Origin of the sequence: Psychrobacter sp. R86515 (genome assembly GCF_042466315.1) — a bacterium.
Taxonomy (GTDB): domain Bacteria; phylum Pseudomonadota; class Gammaproteobacteria; order Pseudomonadales; family Moraxellaceae; genus Psychrobacter.
On sequence record NZ_JAXHCC010000001.1, the window covers coordinates 621,942 to 647,637 of the forward strand.

23 protein-coding genes are annotated in these 25,696 nt (G+C 43.7%); 11 read left to right on the top strand and 12 right to left on the bottom strand.

The window, feature by feature from the left end; genetic code table 11:
- Positions 1–39: 39 nt before the first annotated feature.
- Complete coding sequence (locus SJY28_RS02600; protein ID WP_371548080.1) at positions 40–468, bottom strand: MAPEG family protein; 429 nt, start codon at positions 466–468, stop codon at positions 40–42.
- 11 nt (positions 469–479) lie between these two features.
- Positions 480–893, bottom strand: coding sequence for an OsmC family protein (locus tag SJY28_RS02605; RefSeq protein WP_379543330.1), 414 nt, complete (start codon positions 891–893; stop codon positions 480–482).
- Between the two features lie 475 nt (positions 894–1,368).
- On the opposite strand from SJY28_RS02605, the gene SJY28_RS02610 reads away from it, so the two are divergent.
- Positions 1,369–1,887 carry an RNA pyrophosphohydrolase gene (locus tag SJY28_RS02610; RefSeq protein ID WP_057761956.1) on the top strand — a complete coding sequence of 173 codons (519 nt, stop codon included), beginning with the start codon at positions 1,369–1,371 and terminating at the stop codon, positions 1,885–1,887.
- A 109-nt stretch (positions 1,888–1,996) separates the two neighbouring features.
- Here the strand turns inward: SJY28_RS02610 and SJY28_RS02615 are convergent, their stop codons facing one another.
- Positions 1,997–2,818 (bottom strand): NRDE family protein, encoded by an 822-nt coding sequence (locus tag SJY28_RS02615; protein WP_379543331.1) that lies wholly within the window; start codon positions 2,816–2,818, stop codon positions 1,997–1,999.
- A gap of 106 nt (positions 2,819–2,924) precedes the next feature.
- The gene (locus SJY28_RS02620; protein ID WP_379543332.1) at positions 2,925–4,577 is read right to left on the bottom strand and encodes a DUF4139 domain-containing protein; all 1,653 of its coding nucleotides are present in this window, start codon (positions 4,575–4,577) and stop codon (positions 2,925–2,927) included.
- Between the two features lie 412 nt (positions 4,578–4,989).
- On the opposite strand from SJY28_RS02620, the gene urtA reads away from it, so the two are divergent.
- From urtA to SJY28_RS02660, 8 genes are all read left to right on the top strand, one after another.
- Positions 4,990–6,342, top strand: a complete 1,353-nt coding sequence (urtA, locus tag SJY28_RS02625) for an urea ABC transporter substrate-binding protein (protein ID WP_379543334.1) — start codon at positions 4,990–4,992, stop codon at positions 6,340–6,342.
- A 244-nt stretch (positions 6,343–6,586) separates the two neighbouring features.
- Complete coding sequence (gene urtB, locus SJY28_RS02630; protein WP_379543335.1) at positions 6,587–8,413, top strand: urea ABC transporter permease subunit UrtB; 1,827 nt, start codon at positions 6,587–6,589, stop codon at positions 8,411–8,413.
- Between the two features lie 10 nt (positions 8,414–8,423).
- On the top strand, positions 8,424–9,494 hold the full coding sequence (gene urtC, locus SJY28_RS02635; RefSeq protein ID WP_379543336.1) for an urea ABC transporter permease subunit UrtC: 1,071 nt from the start codon (positions 8,424–8,426) through the stop codon (positions 9,492–9,494).
- A gap of 44 nt (positions 9,495–9,538) precedes the next feature.
- Positions 9,539–10,348 carry an urea ABC transporter ATP-binding protein UrtD gene (gene urtD / locus SJY28_RS02640; RefSeq protein ID WP_379544903.1) on the top strand — a complete coding sequence of 270 codons (810 nt, stop codon included), beginning with the start codon at positions 9,539–9,541 and terminating at the stop codon, positions 10,346–10,348.
- A 78-nt stretch (positions 10,349–10,426) separates the two neighbouring features.
- On the top strand, positions 10,427–11,125 hold the full coding sequence (gene urtE, locus SJY28_RS02645; RefSeq protein WP_101204888.1) for an urea ABC transporter ATP-binding subunit UrtE: 699 nt from the start codon (positions 10,427–10,429) through the stop codon (positions 11,123–11,125).
- A 305-nt stretch (positions 11,126–11,430) separates the two neighbouring features.
- A complete protein-coding gene (lgt, locus tag SJY28_RS02650) occupies positions 11,431–12,315 on the top strand; it encodes a prolipoprotein diacylglyceryl transferase (protein ID WP_379543338.1) in 885 nt (294 codons plus the stop codon).
- 148 nt (positions 12,316–12,463) lie between these two features.
- Positions 12,464–13,333 (top strand): thymidylate synthase, encoded by an 870-nt coding sequence (locus tag SJY28_RS02655; RefSeq protein ID WP_379543339.1) that lies wholly within the window; start codon positions 12,464–12,466, stop codon positions 13,331–13,333.
- 64 nt (positions 13,334–13,397) lie between these two features.
- On the top strand, positions 13,398–13,970 hold the full coding sequence (locus SJY28_RS02660; protein ID WP_379543340.1) for a dihydrofolate reductase: 573 nt from the start codon (positions 13,398–13,400) through the stop codon (positions 13,968–13,970).
- Between the two features lie 133 nt (positions 13,971–14,103).
- On the opposite strand, the gene uvrC is transcribed toward SJY28_RS02660, so the two are convergent.
- Positions 14,104–15,948, bottom strand: a complete 1,845-nt coding sequence (gene uvrC, locus SJY28_RS02665) for an excinuclease ABC subunit UvrC (RefSeq protein ID WP_379543341.1) — start codon at positions 15,946–15,948, stop codon at positions 14,104–14,106.
- A 154-nt stretch (positions 15,949–16,102) separates the two neighbouring features.
- Positions 16,103–17,626: a DUF3360 family protein gene (locus SJY28_RS02670; RefSeq protein ID WP_290178531.1), complete on the bottom strand. Its 1,524-nt coding sequence runs from the start codon at positions 17,624–17,626 to the stop codon at positions 16,103–16,105.
- Positions 17,627–18,138: 512 nt separating this feature from the next.
- Here SJY28_RS02670 and SJY28_RS02675 point away from each other — a divergent pair.
- The gene (locus SJY28_RS02675) at positions 18,139–18,699 is read left to right on the top strand and encodes a DUF4442 domain-containing protein (RefSeq protein ID WP_379543342.1); all 561 of its coding nucleotides are present in this window, start codon (positions 18,139–18,141) and stop codon (positions 18,697–18,699) included.
- 238 nt (positions 18,700–18,937) lie between these two features.
- Here the strand turns inward: SJY28_RS02675 and rplS are convergent, their stop codons facing one another.
- From rplS to rpsP, 4 genes are all read right to left on the bottom strand, one after another.
- Entirely contained in the window at positions 18,938–19,360 is a 423-nt protein-coding gene (rplS, locus tag SJY28_RS02680) for a 50S ribosomal protein L19 (RefSeq protein ID WP_057761981.1), read from the bottom strand.
- A 205-nt stretch (positions 19,361–19,565) separates the two neighbouring features.
- Positions 19,566–20,330 (bottom strand): tRNA (guanosine(37)-N1)-methyltransferase TrmD, encoded by a 765-nt coding sequence (trmD, locus tag SJY28_RS02685; protein WP_379543343.1) that lies wholly within the window; start codon positions 20,328–20,330, stop codon positions 19,566–19,568.
- A gap of 77 nt (positions 20,331–20,407) precedes the next feature.
- Entirely contained in the window at positions 20,408–20,941 is a 534-nt protein-coding gene (gene rimM / locus SJY28_RS02690; RefSeq protein WP_379543344.1) for a ribosome maturation factor RimM, read from the bottom strand.
- Positions 20,942–21,106: 165 nt separating this feature from the next.
- Positions 21,107–21,376 (bottom strand): 30S ribosomal protein S16, encoded by a 270-nt coding sequence (rpsP, locus tag SJY28_RS02695; protein WP_021812802.1) that lies wholly within the window; start codon positions 21,374–21,376, stop codon positions 21,107–21,109.
- 426 nt (positions 21,377–21,802) lie between these two features.
- Here rpsP and SJY28_RS02700 point away from each other — a divergent pair, with 426 nt between their 5' ends.
- Positions 21,803–23,278 (top strand): ATP-binding protein, encoded by a 1,476-nt coding sequence (locus tag SJY28_RS02700; RefSeq protein ID WP_379543345.1) that lies wholly within the window; start codon positions 21,803–21,805, stop codon positions 23,276–23,278.
- 38 nt (positions 23,279–23,316) lie between these two features.
- Here SJY28_RS02700 and SJY28_RS02705 read toward each other — a convergent pair whose 3' ends face one another.
- Both SJY28_RS02705 and SJY28_RS02710 read right to left on the bottom strand, forming a co-directional pair.
- The gene (locus SJY28_RS02705) at positions 23,317–23,496 is read right to left on the bottom strand and encodes a hypothetical protein (protein ID WP_201548390.1); all 180 of its coding nucleotides are present in this window, start codon (positions 23,494–23,496) and stop codon (positions 23,317–23,319) included.
- A 204-nt stretch (positions 23,497–23,700) separates the two neighbouring features.
- Positions 23,701–25,398: an ATP-binding protein gene (locus SJY28_RS02710; RefSeq protein WP_379543346.1), complete on the bottom strand. Its 1,698-nt coding sequence runs from the start codon at positions 25,396–25,398 to the stop codon at positions 23,701–23,703.
- Positions 25,399–25,696 lie beyond the last annotated feature (298 nt).

Sequence of the window (25,696 nt, forward strand, 5' to 3'; positions counted from 1 at the left end):
ATCCGTTTAGATAACTGTCTTTTGAATTGAGGACATGCCCTAGACGCTGACTCGTATCGCTAAATAAAATAGCATCAGACAGCATGCCATTGATAATACCCAGAGGATAGAGCGGAACATTGCCAAATTAGTAATATACGCCACACAAAAACCAATTCGTATCATCACATAGAGCCAAGCCAATACGTTAATAATCGACTGCGGTACAAAGAACAGCATAGCAACTATCACTGCCGCCAAAAACACTGGCAAGGTTTCATAACTGTTTTGTTGTGCTGCATTAGCACGTGCTGCCATGCCTGTCGCATTTTGAAAAAATTCGCGAGGATGTGCATTATTTCTGATTCTAAAGCCACCAGATACTTTTGCAACGATTGACACCGCCCATGGTAGTAGACTTGCTACCACCATGGCCAAAATGGCAGACGCCACTTTGTCAGTTACCAACTCAAAGAATGCACTTATCATTATATAAGTCCCTAGCCTGCAACCACTTCAAAGTCGTGGGTGATGTTGACCCCACCTGCTACTAGCATACGGCTGGCAGAACAGTATTTTTCTGCTGATAACTGGATGGCTTTTTCGACTTGTTTTTCTTTGACCTCTTGACCAGTGACAACGAAATGCATATGAATATCAGTATAGACCGCTGGTACGGTTTCAGCGCGCTGGGCGGTTAGCTCACAGCGTACATCCGTCACTACTTGGCGTGATTTTTGTAAAATCTCTACGACATCATAACTGGCGCAACCACCTAGTCCTAACAAAATCAGCTCCATCGGGCTTGAGCCTTTTTCTTTATCAGCATCGATTTGTACATTATGTCCTGATGGTGACACACCCATAAAGGCTTTGTTCTCTTGCCATATGACGCTTGCTTTTGATTCTGACATTGTAGATGTTCCTTATTTTAAATGGCGTATTGCCTATTATTATTGTGTAGATGATAGATTGCCCAGCTAGTGTAGCATAAGCCAAAGCAAGATTTTATAGGCTCATTGTTTTGCTGCTAACTCACCAGTGAAATCTGTGCTTTCATCATTTTATACATATCGAAATAGTGAAGTTCGATATGTATAAAATAATCGTATGTCCATACGCCTATTACGACTCTTCAACACTTGCCTAAAAATGCCATATAAAAAACCTACAAAAGTTTGCTTATAAATAGTTGATTTTAAAAGGTAAAACTCGTGAAACATTTTATAGCAAAATACTGTTACACATTTTGCTTGTTTCTTGGTTTAATAACGGTAATGAATCTTGTTTTGAGCGGATATCGATAACAATCACCTTATAATAATTACGATTGCTGTCACGGTTTCAAGTCAAAACAAGCTATTTTTAAACAAATTAAAAGGTTTAGTCATGATAGATGCAGACGGCTTTCGCGCCAACGTCGGCATCATCTTGGCAAATACACAAGGGCAGGTTCTGTGGGCAAAACGTATTGGTCACAACGCTTGGCAATTTCCGCAGGGTGGTATCGACCGCGGGGAGACGCCGATGGATGCAATGTATCGCGAGCTCTGGGAAGAGGTCGGCTTACATCCGCGTCATGTAGACTTATTGGCAGTCACGCAAGACTGGTTGCGCTATCGTTTGCCAAAACGTTATGTACGTCATGGTCAGCATCCCTTATGTATTGGGCAAAAACAAAAATGGTTTTTGCTACGCTTAGATGAGCCAAATACTCAACATATCCGCTTTGATGAAGGGAAACCTGAATTTGACCATTGGCAATGGGTCAGCTACTGGTATCCACTCGGACAAGTGATTCACTTTAAACGAGGCGTTTATCGTCGTGCCTTACAAGAATTGGTACGCGAACTCCCCCTAAAGCAAGAGCTGATCATTCCTGAGCAAAATAATCATTTGCTGATGTAATGAATCACTCAATAGTACGATGCAAAACACCCACGATAGTAGCTAGAATGTTAGCAATTACCGTGGGTGTTTTTTATTATCTACCAATAGTCATTGTTAGTGACTATGATTATGGATTGTCAAACTCTCGGCTAATAATATTCGCCGTGTAGTTTGCTCCCGTATCTCTCTCTTTGCGTAACGTTAAGATGCTTTGAGTGCGGGTACCATAAGTAGGTTTGCTAGTTTCAGTGTCGCCAAAAGCGACAGGTTCAATATAAACAGACGATAACATCTGCTCTACTTCAAATGCCACGCCAGTCACAGGCAGTGTGTCTTCTGGTGCTTTGATACTATCTGACAAAACGTTAAAAGCCGCCTCTTGCCAATACGCAGGCGAGCTATCCTCCGCAATCAATGGCAGCACCTCTTGACGTAGTCGCCCGCGCAACCGCTCTGTCTTAAACCAACTGTCCTCTGGTTGACCATTAGAGATAACATGTAGACCTGCATATAATGGCGTAGGTGCATGACCACGATTATTGACGATCACAGCTTGCGCAGCGTCACCAATGATCAGATTAAAGCCCGCATAATCTTGCAAATCAATCTGCCGTGCAAAATTCATCGGACTTAAAGCCCCTGTTAAGAATTCAGTGACCAGTGCACCACGTGAGCGCTCATCACTGCTTGCTTGCACTCCATCACGAAAATTCAATACCGCAGCCCAACGACCATTTTGTTCATAATACTCTGGACTCTGCGCTGGCGATGCTTGCTGATGAATGCCTAACCACGTACCACCGCTTTGTTTATCACGTCCAGCATAAATAGGTTGGTCAGACCACTGGTGGAGCGGCTCAGTTGGGCGCTGCAAAAACTCATCACGGTTAGACAGTAGTACCAGCGGTAACTCATCAAATAATTGCCAAGCAATAGCGACAATACACATAGCTTTCCTTTTATAATAATTTTCGTTATGCCAATACTTTTTAGCAAAAAAAAGTGTAGTTTAAGGTTTTACTTACTTATCAAGTGGAGTTTATAGGCAGTACTTATTAATTGCCAGTCAACAATTTATTGGCAGGATAACTGATTTGGGAGGTTGAACGTATTACCTTTGATTGCTTACTTGGTAAGTTAAATTCCCACGCCACCATACCTTGATTGTCATTCCAATCTCGCTCAGTTACAGGCGGCGTATGCGTCACCGCAACTTTTAAACTATCGTCACGACTGATAGGTTCACTGCCCAGTACTTGCAAGCGTACGCTACGATTGTGCTGATTGGTAAACTGGTAGGCCTTGGTAGTCGTCAGTGTTTGCGTACGGTTTAGCACACCTTTTTCACCTTGCTTATCTTCATTGGTCAGCTCTTTTACGAGCATATTTGAGTCACGACCAAATCCAATTCCCTGCTCTTTTAGCACTTGATAACTATAACGCGACTGACCTACATAATTGTCATCACGGTACAACTGTAGCGAACCATCGACCCAGTCCGGCGTCAAAAACGGCGCTGATGCATACCAGTAGGCAGCAGTCTCAACACTTGGCGTACTGCGCATCCAAAGCTTACTGTTTCCTGCCTGCTCCCCAATCACTGTGCGTACGCGTCTCCCGTCACTCGGAATACTGACCAACTGCGGTAAACGATACTCGATGATGCCATTTTTGTTTTGGCTACTGACCGTAAAATTAGGTAGCGGTGCCATAGCTGCCCCTGCGCCTTTGTTATAAGCAGGCTCTTCCATCATAACAGGGGACGAATCCATCATAGGTAGCTCGCGTCTTACTCGAGCATCTTCGCTCTCTTCATACAATGACAGACGCTGTACATACGGCAGTTGCCCAGTCGTACTTTGATTAGGGTTCACGGTGCTGAGTGTCAGTGGTACGTTTGTCCAGTTCTCGCCAGTTTGCTGAGCAATAATCGCAGAAGCTATGATACTTAACTGCTCACTATTTGTGTTTAGACGAGCTTGATACGCAGGCTTCCAACCTGCACCTTGCACTTGATAATGCAACTTAATACTACTTGGCGAGCGACTTGCCGTACGTACACTCACCTGTGTCACCTTGTTAAAGGTCGATGTCGCGCTGCCTGCCATCAGTTGATTCAGTGCGTCTTGGGCACGCGCTTGTCGCTGTTGAATCTCTAAAATTCTTTGGTTAATACTGGTCGCTTGAGTTTCTATATCGCGGGCATTATTGGCAATCGTACTATCTGTATTGACTTGCGTGGCTTTGGTCAAATTCTGCAAGTAGGCCTTTGCTAACCGTGCCGCTTCTAATTCAGCATTGATATTGGCTAGGGTATTTTGTTGTGTCTGTACTTTGGCGTCACCTTGATACTGGCATTGGGCTGCCTGCTCACCTGTCAGCTCTTCGATACTGACTTCCCCAACGTTGACATTATTCGTCGCTTGTACGCTTAGACTTTCTTTATCCATATAAGGTGACAGGCACGAAAACACCACCATTTGCTCACCGCTACCTGTAATAGGCAATGCGCGCGTCACGCTTGCCAGCCCCTGATAAATGGTCACTTGCTCGACGCTACTGGTGGCCGCTTGTGCCGAAGACAATCCCAAAATGGCACTACTACCAAGTACAAATGGAAGGATAGCAAATTTAGTTATTTGATTAAGCGGCAGTAATACGCTGCCATGGCCTGTTGAGACAGGCGAATCCGTTAGTTGTGCGTTCATACATCATTCCTTAGCAGTAAAATCCATCATGGCAGCCACGCATTGGCTCAACGCGCAAAATAGTAACTATCTTAGAGATATTACCGTAGCCGTTTTGCAGGTCTTTGGCAATAAATGCTTTTGGCAGACAGCATTTTTAGTAAACAGCGCCTTTATCGATAAATCTCTTCATATGGTAGCTCTTCAGTTTTAACAATTTGGTTATTAATATTGCACCATTTTTTTGTTCATCTCCCCTTTATGGTGCAATTTATTAACCATCCTGCACTAAATTAATGAATATATTAATCAGAACTTAATTATTGCTCAATTATTACTCGATTATTGGCTTTTTTAACTTGGCACGGAACTTGAACTCTTAATAGGTGTTCAGGAACATTATTTTACCTTTTGTATTTATTAGGAGATGTCCATGTTTTCGTTACCAATTTTAGCCAACACTCAAGTAGTAGACCCTCAATCACACGGAAAAATCAAATCACGTTTTTCGTTACTAGCGGTAGCCGTCGTTGGCAGTTTAAGTCTTATTGGTTGTCAAAAACCTGCTGAAACTGCAGCTTCAACAGAGACAACCGCTGAAACTAGCACAGAAACGACCACCGAGCCTGCTGCTGATGGCGACACTATCAAAGTCGGCATACTACATTCGCTGTCTGGCACCATGGCCATCTCTGAAACCTCTCTAAAAGATACCGCGTTGATGACGATTGATGAAATCAATGCCAATGGCGGCGTGCTTGGTAAGCAACTAGAGCCAGTCGTCGTCGATCCTGCTTCTGATTGGCCATTATTCGCTGAAAAAGCACGTCAGCTACTCACTCAAGACAAAGTAGATGTTATCTTTGGCGGTTGGACATCGGTATCACGCAAATCCTTATTACCTGTAGTTGAAGAGTTAAACGGATTGATGTTCTATCCAGTACAGTACGAAGGACAAGAGCAATCAGAAAACATTTTTTACACTGGTGCGGCACCAAACCAGCAAGCTATTCCGGCAGTAGAGTACTTGATGAGTGAAGAAGGTGGCGGTGCAGAGCGCTTTGTATTGTTAGGTACTGATTACGTCTATCCCCGCACCACCAACCAGATTTTGAAGGCATTTTTGAAATCAAAAGGCGTGGCTGATGCAGACATCATGGAAGAATACACCCCATTCGGTTTCAGCAATTATCAAACCATCGTATCTAACGTCAAAAAATTCTCAACGGGCAAAAAGACCGCGGTTATCTCGACCATCAATGGCGACTCAAACGTTCCGTTCTATCGTGAACTAGCGAACCAAGGTATCAAAGCGTCAGATATTCCTGTCATGGCATTCTCAGTCGGTGAAGAAGAGCTACGCGGTATCGATACCAGTCTGCTACAAGGGCATTTGGCGGCGTGGAACTACTTTATGTCGATCAAAAACCCAACCAACAGTGCATTCACCAAACGCTATAAGCAGTATGCATTGGACCAAAAACTACCAAATGCTGAAAAAGTCGTGACCAATGATCCGATGGAAGCTACTTATGTCGGTATCAATATGTGGAAGCAAGCTGTCGAAAAAGCAGGTACGACTGATGTTGATAAAGTACGTATTAGCATGGCGGGACAAACGTTCGATGCACCTTCTGGCTACACGCTAAAAATGGATGAAGAAAACCATCATCTATGGAAGCCTGTCATGATTGGTCAAATTCGTGCCGATGGACAGTTTGATACGATTTTCAAAACGCCAGAAGTCATTCAAGCCCAGCCATGGAGCGAGTACATTCCTAAATAGGCTATTCCCTAAATAGGCTATTCCCTAAATAAGTCAGTACTGAAAAGCACGTGGATAGTAACTGAATAGTAGGCGGATGGATAAATGACACTAATAACAATCCTAACGCCTACTTTTCACATTTATTTTCAACACTTATTCTTACCTTTTAAATAACACCAAACCTTATCAACTCTTCTATTGCTTAATCCGTTAAGTAGTAGTGGCTAAGGGTTTGTTGTCTGTGAAAAACAGGGAGCCGCACATGCAGCACCATACTTTACGCCCGTTTGCAGGGCAAACATCGTCCAAAAATGGTAATAACCCACAAGCATCAGCCAGTGAAGTCATGCAGTATGCGGCTCGTTTTTCAATTTATGCGCCTCTGCGATTACTTGTATTGATGGCATTATGCATAACAACTTTTACCACCACGGCGTATGCCGATCATGATGGTCAGGTACATGACCACGATGCGGATACCGCTCATAGCGAGCAATCTTTGGTCACACCTATCAACGTAGCCACTTCCACTCAAGCCAGCACCTCAAATATTTCAACAGCAACTACAAACTCAGGTGATGCCATTCAACAATTCGTGGCCGGCGATTTTAGTAAGCGCCAAGCCATGCTAAGTGATTGGCCAGGATCCGTTGAGAGTTTAGATAGTTTGGTTGAATTCATTGCCAATGATGAGCTATATCAAGGTAATGGTGGACAAACGTATTTATTGAATAAAGATGATCAGCTGTTTACTTATCCTGATAAAAAAGAGACTGACGATTGGCCAAGTGATTTATCACAAATCACCCTGACCAATGCCCTTCGCTCAGCGCTCATCTTTGGTCAAGCCAAGGTAAAGCTAAAATCTGACAAACCAGCACAGCGCCTACAAGCTGTAGAGATTTTGGCCGATAATATTAACCAAGTAGATACAACTCTCATCACCTCTGCTGCTGCAAATGAGGACAATGCTAAAGTTCAAAAAGCACTAACGGCACTACAAGCTCGTATTGATTTCAAAAACGGCGACCTATCCACTCAGATTGCAGCGGTCAATCTACTCGCAGATAGTGATAACCCACAAGTATTGGTCGATATTGAATCTGCCCTCGCAGCTGATGGCTTAGATGCCTCGCTCAAAGCTGCACTTATCGATGCTGAATCTAGCGTGTCACGCCGTATTGAAATAAGCACATGGACGGGTCATATCTTCACCGGTATGAGTACCGCCAGTATTTTACTGCTTGCGGCGCTTGGTCTCGCCATTACCTTTGGTCTGCTTGGCGTGATTAATATGGCGCACGGTGAGCTAATTATGATCGGCGCGTATACCACCTATATGGTTCAAAACCTCTTTCAAGCTTATATGCCAGATATGGCAGGTTGGTATTTGCTTGCTGCTATTCCAGCTGCGTTTTTAGTCAGCGCTGTTATCGGTATGATTATTGAGCGCATTGTCATTCGCCCATTATATGGTCGTGAGCTAGAGACTTTATTAGCGACCTTTGGCGTAAGCTTAATATTGATGCAGTTGGTACGGATGATTTTTGGTGCGCAGAACGTTGAAGTCAGTAACGTGGCATGGTTAAGCGGCGCGTACCAAGTGTCATCAAGCCTCGTACTGCCTTACAACCGTATTGCCATTATTGGCTTTACCGTCATCGTCGTGGCACTCTTGGTGTACTTACTCAACAAAACCCGCTTTGGCTTGTTTATACGAGCTGTCACCCAAAATCGCCAAATGGCACGTGCTGTTGGTATTCCTTCTGCACGTATCGATATGATGGCATTTGGTCTGGGCTCTGGGCTGGCTGGTATGGCTGGCTGCGCCCTTGCCCAAGTCGGCAACGTAGGTCCTGATCTGGGTCAAACCTATATCATTGATACGTTTTTAGTTGTCGTCGTCGGCGGGGTCGGACAAGTATGGGGCGCAGTATTGGCCGCCTTGGGACTTGGTGTGAGTGGTACGGTACTTGAGATTGGTATCGGTGCAGTATTGGCTAAGATTGTGTTGTTGGTTCTTGTGATTCTGTTTATTCAGAAACGGCCACAAGGTTTATTTGCACTCAAAGGCCGCTTTGTCGAATAAGGAGACTGCTATGATACTGACCAAATTACTGTCTGATACGCCGCGTAGTGCTGTTTTAATTGGCTTATGTTTTGCCGTACTACTGATATTGCCTTGGCTACATCTTATACCGGAGACTTCAGCTTTTCACCTTTCAGCCTACTGGATTACCCTGATTGGCAAGATCATGGCACTAGCGATGGTGGCTTTGGCGCTAGATCTCGTCTGGGGCTATGCCGGTATTTTGAGCTTGGGACATGGCTTGTACTTTGCTTTGGGTGGTTATGCGTTTGGCATGTACCTAACACGTGAGACAGCAGGGGACGCGCTTCCTGATTTTATGCGATTTTTGAGCTGGACTGAGATGCCATGGTATTGGGCTGGCACGCAGCATTTTTGGTGGGCAGTCGCACTGGTTATATTAGTGCCTGGCTTGGTTGCATTTATCTTTGGTTTCTTTGCTTTCCGCTCCAAAATCAAAGGCGTTTATTTTTCTATCATCACTCAAGCTATGGTCTATGCAGCAGCCTTGCTGTTCTTCCGTAATGAGACAGGCTTTGGTGGTAATAATGGCTTTACTGGTTTTACTACCTTACTCGGCTATGACATTACCGCTGCCTCTACTCGTTCAATGCTGTGCTTTGTCACTGCCGTAGCATTGTTAGTCTCTTATATGGGTTTGCGTCATTTAATGAACCAACCTTATGGGCGAGTACTCGGTGCCATTCGTGACAGCGAAAACCGCCTGCAATATCTGGGCTACCGTACTCTGTGGTACAAGTTATCCGCTTGGGTGCTGTCCGCAGTCATCGCTGGTATCGCTGGTGCACTATACGTGCCACAAGTCGGAATTATCAATCCCAGTGAGATGAACCCTGTTAACTCAATTGAAATAGCTGTCTGGGTAGCGACTGGTGGTAGAGGAAGCTTAATTGGCGCGATTTTAGGAACTGGTGTAGTGAACGCTGTGAAAACCTACTTTACGGTCGCCTACCCTGAGTTTTGGCTATTGATATTAGGCGGACTATTCGTCGTCGTGACGTTGTTTTTACCCAATGGAATTATGGGCTTGTTCGATCGATTCAAAAAGGAGAAACAATAATGCTAAATGATAAATCACCATCGACCGAACAATCGACTAAGGCGCTGTCTGAATATGATCATACTGATGGACGTGACGGTCTCAGTCATCCCAAAAAATCAGGCGTCGACTTTAGCCATGGTATTGCTCTGTATTTAGAAGATGTGAGCGTTTGGTTTGATTCGTTTCGCGCACTTAATAATCTGTCGCTCTATATCGAAGAAGGCGAGCTACGCTGTATCATCGGCCCAAATGGCGCTGGTAAAACCACGCTCATGGATGTCATTACAGGTAAAACCCGCCCTACCGAAGGCAGCGTGTTTTTTGGTCAGACTCATAACCTTGCCAGCTTATCTACCGAACAAATCGCCGAAGCGGGTATCGGCCGTAAGTTTCAAAAACCTACTGTCTTTGAAAACTTTACGGTAATGGATAATCTGTTACTTGCCGCGCCAAAAGACAAACGTGTGGTTAAAAGCTTATTTAACAAACTCAATGCCGATACTCGCGATACCCTCGACGCGACCCTACAGCAGATTCGTTTGACTGATAAAATTAACAAACCTGCTGGTTTGCTTTCACATGGGCAAAAACAATGGTTAGAGATTGGCATGCTGTTAATGCAAAGCCCCAAGCTAATTTTGCTTGATGAGCCTGTAGCAGGCATGACCGATGCCGAAACAGAACATACCGCTGAGCTGTGTCTACGGCTCAAAAAGAACCATACATTAGTAGTAGTCGAACATGACATGACCTTTATCAATGCCATCAGTGAAAAAGTCACAGTATTGGCACAAGGGGCGATTTTGGCCGAAGGTACGTTAGCTGAAGTGCAAGCCAATGAAGCAGTGATTGAGTCCTACTTAGGTCGATAGACGAACGAATCATCTAGACGAGCCAAACGAATATTCCCTTTGAAATATTAGAAAAGTTTTAGAGTTTAGGAGACAGCCATGTTACAAGTGAACGATATCAACCAGTATTACGGCGGCAGTCATATTTTACGAGATGTCTCGTTTACAGCACCTGTAGGCGCATGCAGCGTGGTACTTGGACGTAATGGCGTGGGCAAAACCACGCTACTTAAGTGCCTGATGGGGATACTACCGATTAAATCAGGAGAGATTTTGCTCAATGATAAAGACATCAGCAAGATGTCTCCAGAGCAACGTGTCCGAGCAGGTTTAGCTTATGTACCACAAGGCCGCGATATTTTTTCGACACTGACGGTAGAAGAGAACATATTAATTGGTATGGCAAAGTTTTCACGCAGTAAGGCCAAACATGTACCTAAGCATTTATACGATATTTTCCCCGTACTCGATGAGATGAAACATCGTCGTGGCGGTGATTTGTCTGGTGGTCAGCAGCAGCAGCTTGCCATTGCACGCGCCTTAGCCTCCGAGCCGACTGTGTTGATTTTAGACGAGCCAACTGAAGGTATCCAACCCTCTATTATAAAAGATATTGGCCGTGTCCTTCGAGACCTAGCAGATAAAGGTGACATGGCCATTGTGCTGGTTGAGCAATTCTATGAATTTGCCGAAGAGCTAGCTGACAATTACACGGTACTATCACGTGGTAAAGTAGTCTCACAAGGTGCAGGCGACACAATGGTCGAAAATAACGTACAAGATCTGGTCGCCATCTAATTTCTTTTAATAATAGATGTAATAATACAAATTGGTAGTGAACGCTCGATAATGCTAAAAATGGCATTTTTATCCCAAGCTGCTAGCTACCAAGATTACATATCATCACGAAAACACTCCTTAATTAAAGTCACTTTTTTCACCTCACGTCTTATCTTTTTTGCTTCTTAGCCTATACATTCTGTACCATCTCAAAAACTCAAATTACTCATACACTCTGATTAGCACCAGAGCAATTATGTATGCTCAGCGAACGAAATTTGCTATTATAGTCAGCATTTTATTATCAATATTATGATGCCCTTATGATGATTCATCCTCAGTACGATCCTGTAGCATTAGCAGTTGGACCTGTCGAAGTCCATTGGTATGGGCTGATGTATTTGTTGGCATTTGCCGCCGCCTACGGACTGGCGTGGTATCGCAGTACCAAGCGTGAAGGCTGGACGACAGATATGGTCTCCGACCTAGTGTTCTTTGGCGCACTTGGTGTGATATTAGGTGGCCGTGTCGGCTATGTATTGTTTTATCAGTTCGGTGAACTGCTCCAAAACCCTGCCTATCTGTTCAAAGTCTGGGAAGGCGGTATGTCATTCCATGGTGGCCTGATTGGTGTCATGTTGGGTATGCTGTATTTTGCCCGCAAATATAAAAAGACACCTTTCCAAGTGCTCGATTTTGTCGTTCCCTGTGTACCAACTGGTTTATTGTTCGGACGTATTGGTAACTATATCAATGCCGAGCTATGGGGCCGCGTCTCTGACGGTGGCTACAACTGGTTGACCTACTTCCCGCAGGCCGCTAGCGTTGATATGCAGCAGCTACAAGCCAATCCTACGCTGCAAGACCTTATGACTGAAGTCAATGGTCAGTACCTGTTGCCTCGTCACCCGTCGCAACTGTATGAAGCCCTTGCAGAAGGTCTGCTGTTGTTTCTATTCTTGTGGTGGTACTCATCAAAGCCCCGTCCTCGTATGGCAGTGACTGGTGTCTTTATGCTTGGTTATGGCTTTAGCCGTTTCATCATTGAGTTTTTCCGCCAGCCAGACATCGACCAAGGATTCATCTTGCTAGGTTGGATGACCAAAGGTCAGATACTAAGCGCCCCAATGATAATTATCGGTCTGTTCTTGATCGGTTACGCTTACAAACGCGGCATCTACGACTGGGGTAAGCAAGCTGCTTATTAAGCCTACCCTTTTGTGATAAAGGTTGATGACTTAAAATAGGGTAAGCTGTCAAAACGCTTATCCTAGCAATACTTTCAATAATGACAGTGTATATATCGACTATCCATCTAGCCTGTATGTACTGTCAGCAGTAACTAAAGAGCATTTTATGATCAATGGCACCCAAAGTAATAACGAGCAGGCATATCTTGATTTGCTACGCCACGTTCTCGACAATGGTACTGAAAAAGGCGATCGTACTGGTACTGGTACGCTTAGCCATTTTGGCGCGCAGCTACGCTTTGACTTAGCAGAAGGCTTTCCACTGCTAACGACCAAAAAGGTTCACTTCAAATCTATCGCTTATGAGCTATTATGGTTTTTAAGTGGCAGCACTCATGTTGACTATCTACAACAGAATAACGTTCGTATCTGGAATGAGTGGGCGACAGCAGAACAGACCGCGCGCTTTAACAGACCTGCTGGCGATTTGGGTCCTATCTATGGTCATCAATGGCGTAATTATGGTGCGACCAAAAATGAAGATGCCAGTTATAACGCTGATGGCGTCGATCAAATCGCACAAGTCGTTGAACAGATAAAGACCAATCCGAATTCGCGCCGTTTGATTGTTTCTGGCTGGAATCCAGGTGAAGCAGAGCAAGTAGCCCTACCACCATGTCATACCTTATTTCAGTTCTTTGTCGCAGACAACAAGCTGTCGTGCCAGCTCTACCAACGTTCGGCTGACTTATTCCTAGGCGTGCCTTTTAACATTGCGAGCTATGCGCTATTGACTCATATGATCGCGCAGGTGTGTGGTCTAGAAGTTGGAGAGTTTGTTTGGACAGGTGGTGATTGCCATATCTATCAAAACCACCGTGAACAGGCTGAGCTACAGTTAACACGCTCGCTATATAAACTGCCGACATTGTCTTTGAACCCTGATGTTAAAGACATATTTGCGTTTGAGTACGAAGACATTAGCGTCAATGACTATGAGTCGCACCCTGCTATCAAAGCAAAAGTTGCCGTATAAAGTTAGTCTGGTTAACTACGCTAAATAAGAGCAAAATTTAAGAATATAATAAAAAGGATATATTATGAGCTATGCCCATACCGAAGTTGCCCAAATCGCTGCCATTAGTAGCAATCGCTGTATCGGCAAAAACAATGAGCTACCGTGGCATATATCAGCAGATTTGCAACATTTCAAAAGCATGACGACCAAAGAAAATGATAGCAAGATTCAAGGTATCGTGATTATGGGTCGTAAGACATTTGAGTCAATGGGGAGTAAACCATTACCAAAGCGTGTGAGCTTTATTGTCACGACACAGATGGATTATGCTGAGACAAAAGGTCTTGCAGATAGCAACAATGCTTATGTGGTACACAACTTAGACGATGCTCTGACACAAGCAGCTAGCCTTGCTCATGGCGCGCATCTCGATACGATTTGGGTGATTGGCGGTGAGCGAGTATTTAGTGATGCTCTGATGTACACCGACCGTATTGAGCTGACTCATGTAGATACTGATATTGCTGACGGCGATGCATTTTATCCTGAGCTCCCAGAACGCTTTAAAGTAGCAGACGAATCTAAGCAAATGCACGATGAAAAAAGCGATTTAAGCTTTAAATTTACCACTTATAAAGTAACAACTGATAAGTAGTAAAAGCCTATTAAAAAAGGGGCAATCTTGGATAAGTAGAATTATCTAAGACTGCCCCTTTTTTTATTTAATCTTCACACAGTTTTATTTGTAGACAATCAATAAAAACTGCTGCTTGATAATATCTCATCCATTACTCATGCAATACTTTATAAACCGTTTTTGCGAGTACTGGTCCGATGCCTTGTACGCCTGCCAACTCCTGCTGTGAAGCGCCAAGCAGCTGCTGCATACCACCAAAGTGATTGAGCAAGTCACGACGACGTTTTTCACCCAGTCCCGGTATTACCTCTAGTACTGATGACGAGCGACGCTTATCGCGTTTTTTACGGTGAGCGGTAATCGCAAAACGATGCGCCTCATCACGAATATGCATCAGCAAGTGCAATGCTTTGCTATCCATCGGTAAATCTAACGGCTCATGATCGATAAAGTGCAATACCTCAAGTCCAGCCTTGCGCCCTTCCCCTTTTGCCACACTAATGAGCAAGGTGTCGCCAAGAGTACCCAACTCAGTTAATACTTCTTTGGCAATACCAAGCTGACCTTTACCACCATCAACCAATAGCAAATCTGGTAACGGCTGTTTCTTGTAACGTCGAGTCAGTACTTGTTTCATCGCAGCGTAGTCATCGCCACCTTGGATATCATGGATAGCATACTGACGGTAATCGCGACGGCGCGAGCCACCTTGATCAAATACTACGCAGCTCCCAATGGTCGCCTCACCCATCGTATGTGAGATATCGAAGCATTCAATACGATCAATCGTCCGATCAGTGACAGTCGCCAATACGTCTTTTAGCGCACCAAAGCGCGCATGCAGCTCTAGATAATCGCCAAGCTTGGTTTTTAGTGCATTACTGGTATTCAGAGTGGCTAAGTCTAGCCACTCTGAACGGTGCTCACGCACATTGGTCTTGATAACTACTTTATTGCCAAAGTGCGTTGCCAATGCTTCACTCACTGCCACTTGATCTGGTATCTGATGGCTCAATATGATTTCGGCAGGCAAATCATCGGTCACTTGGAAATAAAATGACGTAATAAAAGCCGATAAATTGTCTGCTAACGACTCACTACTATCCACATCTGGGAAATAATTTTTTCCACCCAATACACGGCCACCACGTACCGTCAGCACGTTCACACAGGTCATGCCAGCCTGACTAGCAATGGCAATCACATCTGCCTCACCTTGTACGGTATAGACCGCTTGCCTTGCTTGTACTTCACGTAGCATAGACAGCTGATCGCGATAAAATACCGCCTTTTCGAAATCTAACGCTTCAGCTGACGCTTCCATCTTTTCAATCAGCGTACTATGAATATCGCTAGAGTCGCCCTTTAGAAAACGAATCGTATTATTCACATCTTCTGCGTACTCTTCTGGCGATACCAAGCCAACACAGGGCGCACGGCAACGTTTGATCTGATACTCAAGGCAAGGACGCTGACGCTGCTTAAAAAAGGTATTGGTACATTGACGCATTTGAAACATTTTTTGCATCAATACTAGCGTTTCTTTTGCCGCATGTGCAGAGGGAAACGGGCCAAAGAATCGACCCTTTTGGTGATTGCCTTTGCCGCGGCCGTAAGCCAAACGTGGATAAGGCTTATCGGCTGAGATAAACACATAAAGATAGGATTTATCATCACGCAGCAGCACGTTATAGGGCGGTCGATGTTCTTTGATTAGATTCTGTTCAAGCAACAGCGCTTCGGTTTCACTACGCGTGATAATAGTCTCAATATTATGAATCCGCGCCACTAGCGCCCGCGTCTTTGGATGATCTATCGTCTTGGCAAAATAGCTATTTACTCGGCTTTTTAGCGACTTAGCTTTACCAACGTATAAGATGTCGCCGTTCTTACCCAGCATCTTATACACCCCTGGCAAGTTAGGTAGGCGTTTAATCAAATGCTTAAGACGGGCTTTTTTATCATCGACAGGACTCGATTCTGAGACATTAACCATAGAATTTATTGCTCTTAAAAATCTTAGTAATACTGCTAGTTATGGGGCGGGAGTCATTGTTTTACAAGCCAATTATTATCGCAGCGCTACCCATAAAAAAGCCAGCTTTCGCCGGCTTAGTTTGTTCTATTATCGTGTATGTAACAACATACTACTAATGACGGAAGTTTGCCATCAATGCTGGGATACCCGGCAGCATACCGACGATAGCCATGACGCCTGTCAGTACCACAAACATAATACCTGGTATGATCCAGCGGCTCATCTTAGTCAAATTGGCACTACGCTCTTTAGAGCCAATCAAGCCCAAGTTATCAAGCAACAACGTGAGCGACCAACCAAAGGCTGGGTTAACCAATGCCGACGCAAATACCACAATTGCAGCAGACTGCGTGGTTTTACCTTCGCGCGTCATTTCCATACCAGCTTCTAGTAATGGAATAAACACCCCAACGATCAAAGCCACACACATCACTGGTTGCCAAATGGCCAAATCCATTGGATAGCCCCAGACACCTGCGATAATACAGAATAGAGCTGTCAATAAAGCGCCAGCAGGAATAGGACGTTTAGCAATCGCTGCAGGAACAATATACGTTCCCCACGATGACGCAAAGTTGGCGCCGCCCAATACAGAGCCGACTACCTGACGAAATGAAGCACTGGTCATCGTGTCATCGATATCCATAAGTACTTTTTCAGTACGCTTAGGATAGCTGATTTTTTGGAATACTTGATGGCCCAAGAAATCTGGCGACCACATTGCCACGGCCAAAATAGCAAACGGTAATACTACAATGAAACTTTCAATCGTCGGCAGACCTAACATCCAACCTGTGTTCTCGCCCCACCAATACATTGGATTCATGTTTGGTAGACCTGGTGCTGTTTTGAACGCAAAAGGTGCGCCCAATGCAAATGCAAGGCCACCACCTAACACACAGCTTAGCGGAACCGCGAGCCAGCGTTTTTGCCAATGCTCAAGCAATGCATATAGCAGGATAGTCGCCAGAATAATAAAGAAAGCGATATGCGACATGCCAATCCCTTCTGCCCAAGCAAAGAGATTTTTGACCTGTGATGTGGTTCCGATAAAGCCCAAGTAAATCAAGAGGCCACCGCACACACCCTTACTGGTTAAATTAGCCAGCAGACTCCCCCCTTTACTAATCGCGAGGAGCAGACCAAAAGCACCAATAAGCAGACCAAAGGCCATCGGGTGCCCACCAGCTGCTACCACAATAGGAATCAAAGGAATAAGTGGACCGTGAGTACCAGCGAGGTTGGCCGTCGGCAGTAGAAAGCCCGAAAATAAAATAATAAAGAAGGAGACGATCAATAGCTCGTAGCGCACGTTTTCTAAGACAAACGCATCACCTAAGCCGAGTGGACCTGCAAAGGTTGCTGCAATGGCGCCCACCATAACGACTTTACCGATGGTCGCGGCCATTGCTGGAATAGTATCTTCGTATTCAAAACGGTAATCACGGAATGGTAAATTAGGACGCCAGCGTTTCGGCTGCATGATTTGTAATTCATGGTTTAAATAAGCATCACGACTGTCGAAGCTAGAGCTGGGCTTATGCAAATCTACATAACTGCCTTGTACTTGACTGTCGTGGTTTACGTTCGAGGTCGGCGTATTAGACCCTGAAGAGGGGGTCTGAGGGTTACTCATCACATTTCCTTGTGTCGATTACGTCTTTGATTGACTACACACGCTCTGCTCTAATGTTATAGACCAAAGCGCCTATTACAAACTGCGAACTATTGTATGCCAAGACTTGATGAAATGCGAACCTAAAACCATTTAAAGATACTATGTATCTCATTATAATATATAAACTAAAGTTTCTATTTGAGACAAAATTAACCTTAATAGAAAACCATGAGGAAAAAACCTCTCTGTTATAGACTTTGAATTAGAATAAGCGACCGTTTTATTGATAACGATTTGCATCTAGGTGGATTTTTATCACATAGATGAATAGCAAAGATAGTTATAATAAATAACGATCGTTACTTATAAGTGGGCATAAATATGTCATTTTGGTTACGCTTTAGAGCTAGCAGGCTGAGTACTTTTTAATTATGATAAATACTTTTTATCGATTTATTTCTCAGTAATACTGTGTAAAACCGCATTATTGATACAATCAAAAAATTGAGAAAAGGCAACAGGACAAGTTTATGAGCGTATTACCTACCAACCTTGAGACCTTGAAACGTCGGGCCAAGCAAAGCATCATGCCATTGCTGACACCGCATTTATTAAAGCTGCGCCTTAATACTTATGCACCATACATTGGTGCAGGTATCAAAATCGATCATATCAGTCTCGATCAGGGTTTGTGCGTGGTAAGCATGGGATTAAACACTCTGAACAAAAATATCGTCGGTACCCAGTTTGGTGGTAGCTTATATTCGATGGTTGACCCTTTTTATATGCTCATGCTGATGCATCAACTAGGTAGCAATTACGTGGTGTGGGACAAAAGCTCACATATTGATTTTGTTTCGCCTGGCAATAGCAAAGTCACAGCACGCATGAAGATACCTAGCTCTGAAATCATTACTATTCAAGAGTTGGCAAAAGAAGGTGAAGCGGTATTCCGTGAATATAAAGTCGACATCGTGGATGAGCAGCAAAAGCTCATTGCGACCGTTACCAAGACGTTATACATTAGACTGCGCAAATACAGTAAGTCCAAAGAGCAAGTAAATCGCATCGATACGTTTGATGCTCAATAAGCTTTAGCTTATAACTGGCACTATTAGAGCTGATAATATCGGAGCTGATAAAACTCAAATTATTAATGCTATACATACAAAAACCCCAATCTAGCTTTCGCATAGATTGGGGTTTCGTCTTTTTTGGTATGGCCCGCTTATTTATAAATAAACCTATGAATAAGGGCTTGTATCTACTATTACCTTGTCCTGAACCAATCCTAACATATAGGACTAACTCAAAACGGCAAACTTGTGCTTAGATACCAGGTGCAGTATCAACTGCATCAGGTACGCCAGCGTCAGTTTTTTTCTTAGCAACTGGACGAGCACCAAGTTTTTCGCGGATACGTGCTGATTTACCAGAGCGCTCACGTAAGTAGTATAGTTTCGCACGGCGAACAGCACCGCGACGTTTGACTTCGATGCTCTCGATGATTGGTGAATGCAATTGGAATGCACGCTCAACGCCAACGCCGCTTGAGATTTTACGTACGGTAAACGCTGAGTTTAAACCGCGGTTACGCTTAGCAATTACAACGCCTTCAAAAGCCTGTAAACGCTCACGCTCACCTTCACGTACTTTTACTTGTACCACAACGGTATCGCCGGGTGCAAAGCTTGGGCGCTCAAGCAATTGAGCGTTTTCGATGACCTGAACCAATGGATGCTTGTTGCTCATGAGAGTTATCTCCTCACATTAGATAATAGAGGCTTGACGCATATCACCTGTTTGTAATAATTAATCGCATCTCTTTATAGTGAGACACAACGTAAATGGGTTATAACCAACGGCCACTATGCTATGACTCGTTTTATTATTGCTCAAAATTCTGTTTCTTAACTGTTTATCAAACCTAGTAACGATCAAATCAGATTCTAAAAATCTACTTTTTATCTGCTTTGGCCAATGCTTTCAACCACTTCGCTTGCTCTACCGTTGGGGTAAACGCTTGCCATAAGTCTGGACGACGCGTTTGCGTACGACTGACTTGCTGACTAAAACGCCACTTAGCGATATTGGCATGGTGACCTGAAAGTAACACCTCAGGAACCGCCATACCCGCAAACTCATGCGGCTTAGTATAGTGTGGACAGTCAAGCAAGCCATCGACAAAAGAGTCTTGCTCCGCTGACTTGTCATCACCCATAATATCGGGCAGACGACGTATCACACTATCCATCAGCACCATTGCTGGCAATTCGCCACCAGTCAACACGTAATCACCTAACGATACTTCCATATCGACATATTGTGATAGTAAACGCTCATCGATACCTTCATAACGACCGCACAATAAAATCATGCCATCGTAATCAGTCATATTGACTACGTTACTCTCACTAAGCGTCTGTCCTTGCGGCGACATATAAATCACCGGACAGTGCTCACTATCGACACGGCAACCATGTTGACTGGCACGCAATCGTGCATCCTCAATGGCTTTCGATAATGGCTCAGCCATCATCACCATCCCAGGACCACCCCCATAAGGGCGCTCATCGATACGGCGATAGTTATCGGTGGTATAATCACGTGGATTAATGCATTCAATCGTAACTTGCTCTTGAGTCACTGCTCGGCCCGTGATTCCAAACTCACGAATCGTGGCAAACATCTCAGGAAAAATACTAATTACGGCAAAATACATCTGATGTCTACTTGCGTTAAGGCTAAAACAATCGGTGTAAGTAATAACAACGTCTGACTAAAAAGCCAGAAACGCTATCAGTAATCACTCGGCCAAGCCACAAGCACTGTTTTTTCAGCCATATTGACTTCTATCACAGTTTGCTTATGCCATGGAATCAGGCGTTCTTCATTGTCCAAACTGTCTGAATTTGCCGTTACACGCATGATGTCATGGGCACCGGTTTCAAACATTTCAGTGATATTACCTAGATACTCATCCTGCTCGTTCATCACGCGCAGACTGACCAAATCCGACCAATAATATTCGTCTTCACCTGTTTCAGGTAGGACGTTTTGTTCGACCCAAACGGTAACACCGTTCATAGTCTCAGCAACATTACGATCAGGAATCTGCTCAAATTGAGCCACAATTCCTGTTCCTTGCTCACGCCAAGCCTTCACAGTCAAAGGTTTCATGCCAGTGGCAGTTTTCATCCACCACGGCTTCATGTCGAATATCGCTGTGCGGTCATCCGTATCACTGAATACCCAAAGCCAGCCTTTGATGCCGTAAGGCTTCTTAAGCTGACCAATTTTCATAAGGGCACTAGCGTTTGGAACAGATGACATAGCAGCTAACCTAACAATGATTAAAACAGCAATTGCAAAAACAATTGCGTCAAAAGCGATAAACAGTTAATGGCGCACCCTGGTCAGACCAGTTACGCTATGTATTCTAAAGTCTACTGAGTCATGTCATAGTTTTGCTACGAACGTCTCAGTAACAACCAAAACTTAAGCAGTTGCTTCAGTTTGAGCTGCAGACTTGTTGTAAGCTTTTGCTAATGAAGCAACGCGATCTGAAGGTTGTGCACCTTTTGCGATCCACGCATTGTACGCTTCCATGTTTAGGCGTACTGCTTCTTCAGACTCTTTAGCGAGTGGGTTAAAAAAGCCGATGTTTTCAATATAGCGACCGTCACGCGCGCGGCGTTGATCAGCAACAACTACTTGATAAAATGGGCGTTTCTTGGCACCGCCCCGTGCTAAACGAATAACAACCATGTGAATTCTCTCTTTCGCAGGTATACCAAAAAGGGCATAATTATATCACAGTCTTTATTTGTTGAAAACATAAACTGTGCATATTTAATTATTTATTAACAATAGCTTAAATGTCGACCTAAGTAAAATATAACTGATGATAATGGCTTATTTTTAAAGTTTTTCTTTAGATTCTATAAATTACTATCGCTCTTTCTGAAAAATAGACAATTGCTAAATACATTTATCCTTAAGCTTAACTTTATACCTATTTCAATAACTATCTGGCTCGCTCGTCGATTGCATACTGTATCAGTACTATTTATTGATTATGCTATTCTATGATATATCGCTATAGATTGATGCACAGACTAGCTTTAAGACAATCATATTTAGAGAACTACACGCTATATCACAATAACTTTTCTTTTACTCTGTTGGACACATATGATTTCCCCAAACCCAAAGCCGCGTCGTAAAGGTTGGCTGCCACGCTCTTATTCCAACACTTGGCTAACGACCTTGATGGTTGCCTTTATCGTGCTTATCAGTGTGAGCTTATCAATTCTGTTCTTTTGGCGCAGTCTGTATCTGCCAGAGTTAAAAAACCATGCTCGTTATTTGACGAGTGAGTTGCAGCTGATCAATAGCGTTAATAAAGACTGGCAAGGTCGTCCCGAAGTACGCCAATGGATTTACCAGCACTCTCATGTCGTCGTGGTAAACAACCCTAGTGACTTTCCAGAAGTCGCTGACAAGCCATTCGTGAGCTTTTTCACTGACGTACTACAACGTGAAATCGGTGCGCAGCTCGGTCGTCCTGTAGAGGTCTATTTTAAATTTAAGCCAACGCCGCAGCTATGGGTACAAGATAGCCGTGATGACAGTTTTTGGGTGCGCGAGCCTGTGGTTTACTATTCACAATATAGCCCGACATTACTGGTGCTATTTTTGATTGGACTGCCTATTCTATCGCTACTAACGATTATTCTATTAGCGCGTCAGTTAAATCGCCCGCTACGCTACCTACAGCGGGCAGCTACTAACTATATTCGTCTCGGTCATGCAACCACACTGCCCACTCAGAAAGGCCCCACAGAAATACGCCAAGTTAATATGGCGTTTAACCGACTGTTTACGACATTGAACCAAGCTCAAAAAGAGCGAACAATCATGCTTGCCGGCATCTCACACGATTTGCGGACGCCGTTGACACGTATGCGCTTGACCGCAGAAATGCTACCAGATGATTTTTTCCGTGAAGGGCTGATTTACGATATTGAGGATATGGATGCTATTTTGGAGCAGTTCATCTCATTTATGAAAGACGGTTCTGATGAGCCAGTCAGCTTGACCAACCTAGACACTATATTTAATGAAATTATGGTGCAGTTTGCGCCAATGAAGTTTGTATATGAGTCAGAATGCGACAAGGTCGTTCCCGTACGTCCATTATCCATCAAGCGTCTGATTATCAACTTGGTCAATAATGCCAATCGTTATGGAAAGCCACCTATTTATTTATCGGCGACGGTTGTACCAACATTTATAGAAACTGTCGAAGACGAAGATACGGATGTGGTCAGCGAAAATGTGGTGAACAAAGAAGCTCAAGAACAGTTAGTGATTTGTGTACGAGATTGCGGTGATGGCGTCGCTGACGATCAATTAGAGCGGATTATGCAACCGTTTGAACGTGGAGAGACGGCACGGACTACTCAAGGTAGCGGACTAGGTCTTGCGATTGTTGATCGTATTGCACGATTACATCATGGTACCGTCGAAGCCATTAACCACCCTGAAGGTGGGCTACAAGTATGCGTACGCATTCCCCTACTCTCTAAAGTCACTGGAGATACTACATTGGCGGCTGACGTAGAAAAGGTATCTGAGGTAGACGGTACGATGCCAAACTCAAAATAGCAATGAGACTTTAATCTGAATAAGCAAAGAGGTCAACGCTAGTCTTTGCTACCAATAGCCGGCGGAATATACTCAGCACTGTTAGTAAAAGCTAGTGGCTGGGTAATTTCAGCCTGAGCTGCTTGTAGTGTTTGGGTCGTTGATGGCTGTTTTAAGAATAAATAATAGCCTAGCGTAATGGCATTCAACACTACCAAGCCACCAAATAAATATGGCATCCTATGCCCTCCTATGACATTGTCCAACTGTCTTAAAAATAGCGACGAGCGCGTCACCTAGCTATAAATCTGTATCCTGTTATACCATTAAAATGGCGCTGATTGTCTTTAGTATCATGACTAATAATTATGGCCTAGCCTGATAATTTAGTCTGATGATTTAGTCTGATAGCTTGCTCTTATAGCTTAGCCCTATAACTTGGTCTAATCTGACAACTTAGTATCGAAGTCGCGCTCGCTTTTCTCCTGCGTCAATTCATCAGCAGCAAGAATTTGCGTCAATGGTTTAATAGGCCACGTCATCACGAACCTTGCACCGCCTAACTCACGACTCTCATCTACCTTCATACTACCATTAAACCAAAAGGCAATACGCGATACAATAGACAAGCCTAGGCCATAGCCACCTGACGCGCGTGTACGGCTGTCATCTAAGCGTGAGAATGGAATGAATACTTTTTCGCGATCTGCTTCAGGAATACCATGTCCATCATCTTCGACACTAACGAAGGCATTGCCTTTTTTGACACCTGCACTAATGATAATGGTTGTTTCTGCATAGCGTAATGCATTACCTGCAAGATTTTGAATCACACGGTGTAAGTAGCGTCTATCTGCCACTGCTGTTACTTTTGCATTTGGTAAACTTGTTACTATTTTGATAGGTTTACCTAGCGCATTGGTTTCGCGCTCGATCTGCTCTAACAGCTCTCTTAAGTTTACTGGTTCTAAATCTAACTTTGGTGACCCTTCCTCAAGCTTAGCATAGGTCAAAATTTCATCAATCAAACCATTAAGCGATTCAATATCTTCATCAATATAGTCACGCTGCATAAAACGTGAGTCTTCGTCATCTGTATCAGCAAGCATATCTACGGCAAATCGAATACGAGCCACTGGCGTACGAAGCTCATGTGAGACCGCTCGGGTAAGCTCGCGCTGTGATTCAATCAAACGCTTAATATGCGAGGTCATGGCATTAAAAGTCGCTGACAAACGCGCTATTTCATCTTGACCAATAACCTGTACTTGAATATCAAGGTTACCTTGACTGACCTCATTGACACCTACCTGAATCAATTGTAGCTTACGTTCAAGCGGGAAGATGAGCGCATATACACCTAAGCTAATTAGGAACATGCTAATAAGAATCATACTAATAATTAAGTTAAGTGGGAACCAGTTAAATAAAGGTATAGGCCCAATCAAAATTGCCATATCATTGATTTCGGATGGTACCACTACCCTAATCGCAGAGTTACTCGTACTACTGTTAGTATCTTGTAGTGATATGACGACTTCGTCACGGCGCAGACGAGCCATCTGATCTGAATCTAACTCAAGCGTATTGACTGCTTTGAATGCTAAAGGAAAAGAAAACTTCTTCTCCAATTCAGCCAAACGTGCGCGCTTGTCCGATAGTGTCATGTGATAAGACAAATCATCTAACAAAAAGACCGCGATTGCCCGCACTTGCTGTTCGGTAACTTGAGAGATTCTCGCTGTTAACACACTCTTGTTGTCCGGTAAGCGATAATAAACATCTGCATATACAGGCTGGTTAAAATAACGTACAACGGTATTATCATTTTTAAAACGGCGTAGCTCACTGGCACTAAAGTCTACTTCGTCAATAGGCAAGACTTTAAAAGTAGTACCAAATAAACTACTCGCATCTGATAGCCAGTATTCACGCTCTTCCTCGCTATTTTGGTGAGCAATTCCTTCACTCACCAAATGGAACGCCCCCATTGCCATATTTTCACGATAGGACTGCACACGCTCCTTATTAATGGTATCCATCAATAACTGCGCAAACAATGCCACACACAAGCAGACTATAAGTAGCCCAGCATAGATACGAACAAAAATACTGTGTTTTAAAGAAGAGACTAATGACATACGTGCCGTGACCAACTTAATAAGTAGAGATTGCTAATATCATCAAACATATAGATAGTGCTATGTGTTTGATGGTATCGAGCATGATCGAATAGGGATAGACTTTAACTTTGACTTTTAATTACCGCATTTTAATTCATATGTGGCAATCATCCAAAGACTTATATGTATGACATATATTTAGTCAGCGTCTATAATAATGAGTTAATTAAACCACATAACACTGCATTTAAGTTTAAAAATTAGAATTTAGCCACAAAAAAACCAGCATCGTTGCTGGTTTTTTCGAATAGTGATT

Bases quoted from the DNA above. Each gene is read 5' to 3' on its own strand.
- SJY28_RS02600 (WP_371548080.1), bottom strand. From the start codon at position 468: ATGATAAGTGCATTCTTTGAGTTGGTAACTGACAAAGTGGCGTCTGCC.
- SJY28_RS02605 (WP_379543330.1), bottom strand. From the start codon at position 893: ATGTCAGAATCAAAAGCAAGCGTCATATGGCAAGAGAACAAAGCCTTT.
- SJY28_RS02610 (WP_057761956.1), top strand. From the start codon at position 1,369: ATGATAGATGCAGACGGCTTTCGCGCCAACGTCGGCATCATCTTGGCA.
- SJY28_RS02615 (WP_379543331.1), bottom strand. From the start codon at position 2,818: ATGTGTATTGTCGCTATTGCTTGGCAATTATTTGATGAGTTACCGCTG.
- SJY28_RS02620 (WP_379543332.1), bottom strand. From the start codon at position 4,577: ATGAACGCACAACTAACGGATTCGCCTGTCTCAACAGGCCATGGCAGC.
- urtA (WP_379543334.1), top strand. From the start codon at position 4,990: ATGTTTTCGTTACCAATTTTAGCCAACACTCAAGTAGTAGACCCTCAA.
- urtB (WP_379543335.1), top strand. From the start codon at position 6,587: ATGCAGCACCATACTTTACGCCCGTTTGCAGGGCAAACATCGTCCAAA.
- urtC (WP_379543336.1), top strand. From the start codon at position 8,424: ATGATACTGACCAAATTACTGTCTGATACGCCGCGTAGTGCTGTTTTA.
- urtE (WP_101204888.1), top strand. From the start codon at position 10,427: ATGTTACAAGTGAACGATATCAACCAGTATTACGGCGGCAGTCATATT.
- lgt (WP_379543338.1), top strand. From the start codon at position 11,431: ATGATGATTCATCCTCAGTACGATCCTGTAGCATTAGCAGTTGGACCT.
- SJY28_RS02655 (WP_379543339.1), top strand. From the start codon at position 12,464: ATGATCAATGGCACCCAAAGTAATAACGAGCAGGCATATCTTGATTTG.
- SJY28_RS02660 (WP_379543340.1), top strand. From the start codon at position 13,398: ATGAGCTATGCCCATACCGAAGTTGCCCAAATCGCTGCCATTAGTAGC.
- uvrC (WP_379543341.1), bottom strand. From the start codon at position 15,948: ATGGTTAATGTCTCAGAATCGAGTCCTGTCGATGATAAAAAAGCCCGT.
- SJY28_RS02670 (WP_290178531.1), bottom strand. From the start codon at position 17,626: ATGAGTAACCCTCAGACCCCCTCTTCAGGGTCTAATACGCCGACCTCG.
- SJY28_RS02675 (WP_379543342.1), top strand. From the start codon at position 18,139: ATGAGCGTATTACCTACCAACCTTGAGACCTTGAAACGTCGGGCCAAG.
- rplS (WP_057761981.1), bottom strand. From the start codon at position 19,360: ATGAGCAACAAGCATCCATTGGTTCAGGTCATCGAAAACGCTCAATTG.
- trmD (WP_379543343.1), bottom strand. From the start codon at position 20,330: ATGTATTTTGCCGTAATTAGTATTTTTCCTGAGATGTTTGCCACGATT.
- rimM (WP_379543344.1), bottom strand. From the start codon at position 20,941: ATGTCATCTGTTCCAAACGCTAGTGCCCTTATGAAAATTGGTCAGCTT.
- rpsP (WP_021812802.1), bottom strand. From the start codon at position 21,376: ATGGTTGTTATTCGTTTAGCACGGGGCGGTGCCAAGAAACGCCCATTT.
- SJY28_RS02700 (WP_379543345.1), top strand. From the start codon at position 21,803: ATGATTTCCCCAAACCCAAAGCCGCGTCGTAAAGGTTGGCTGCCACGC.
- SJY28_RS02705 (WP_201548390.1), bottom strand. From the start codon at position 23,496: ATGCCATATTTATTTGGTGGCTTGGTAGTGTTGAATGCCATTACGCTA.
- SJY28_RS02710 (WP_379543346.1), bottom strand. From the start codon at position 25,398: ATGTCATTAGTCTCTTCTTTAAAACACAGTATTTTTGTTCGTATCTAT.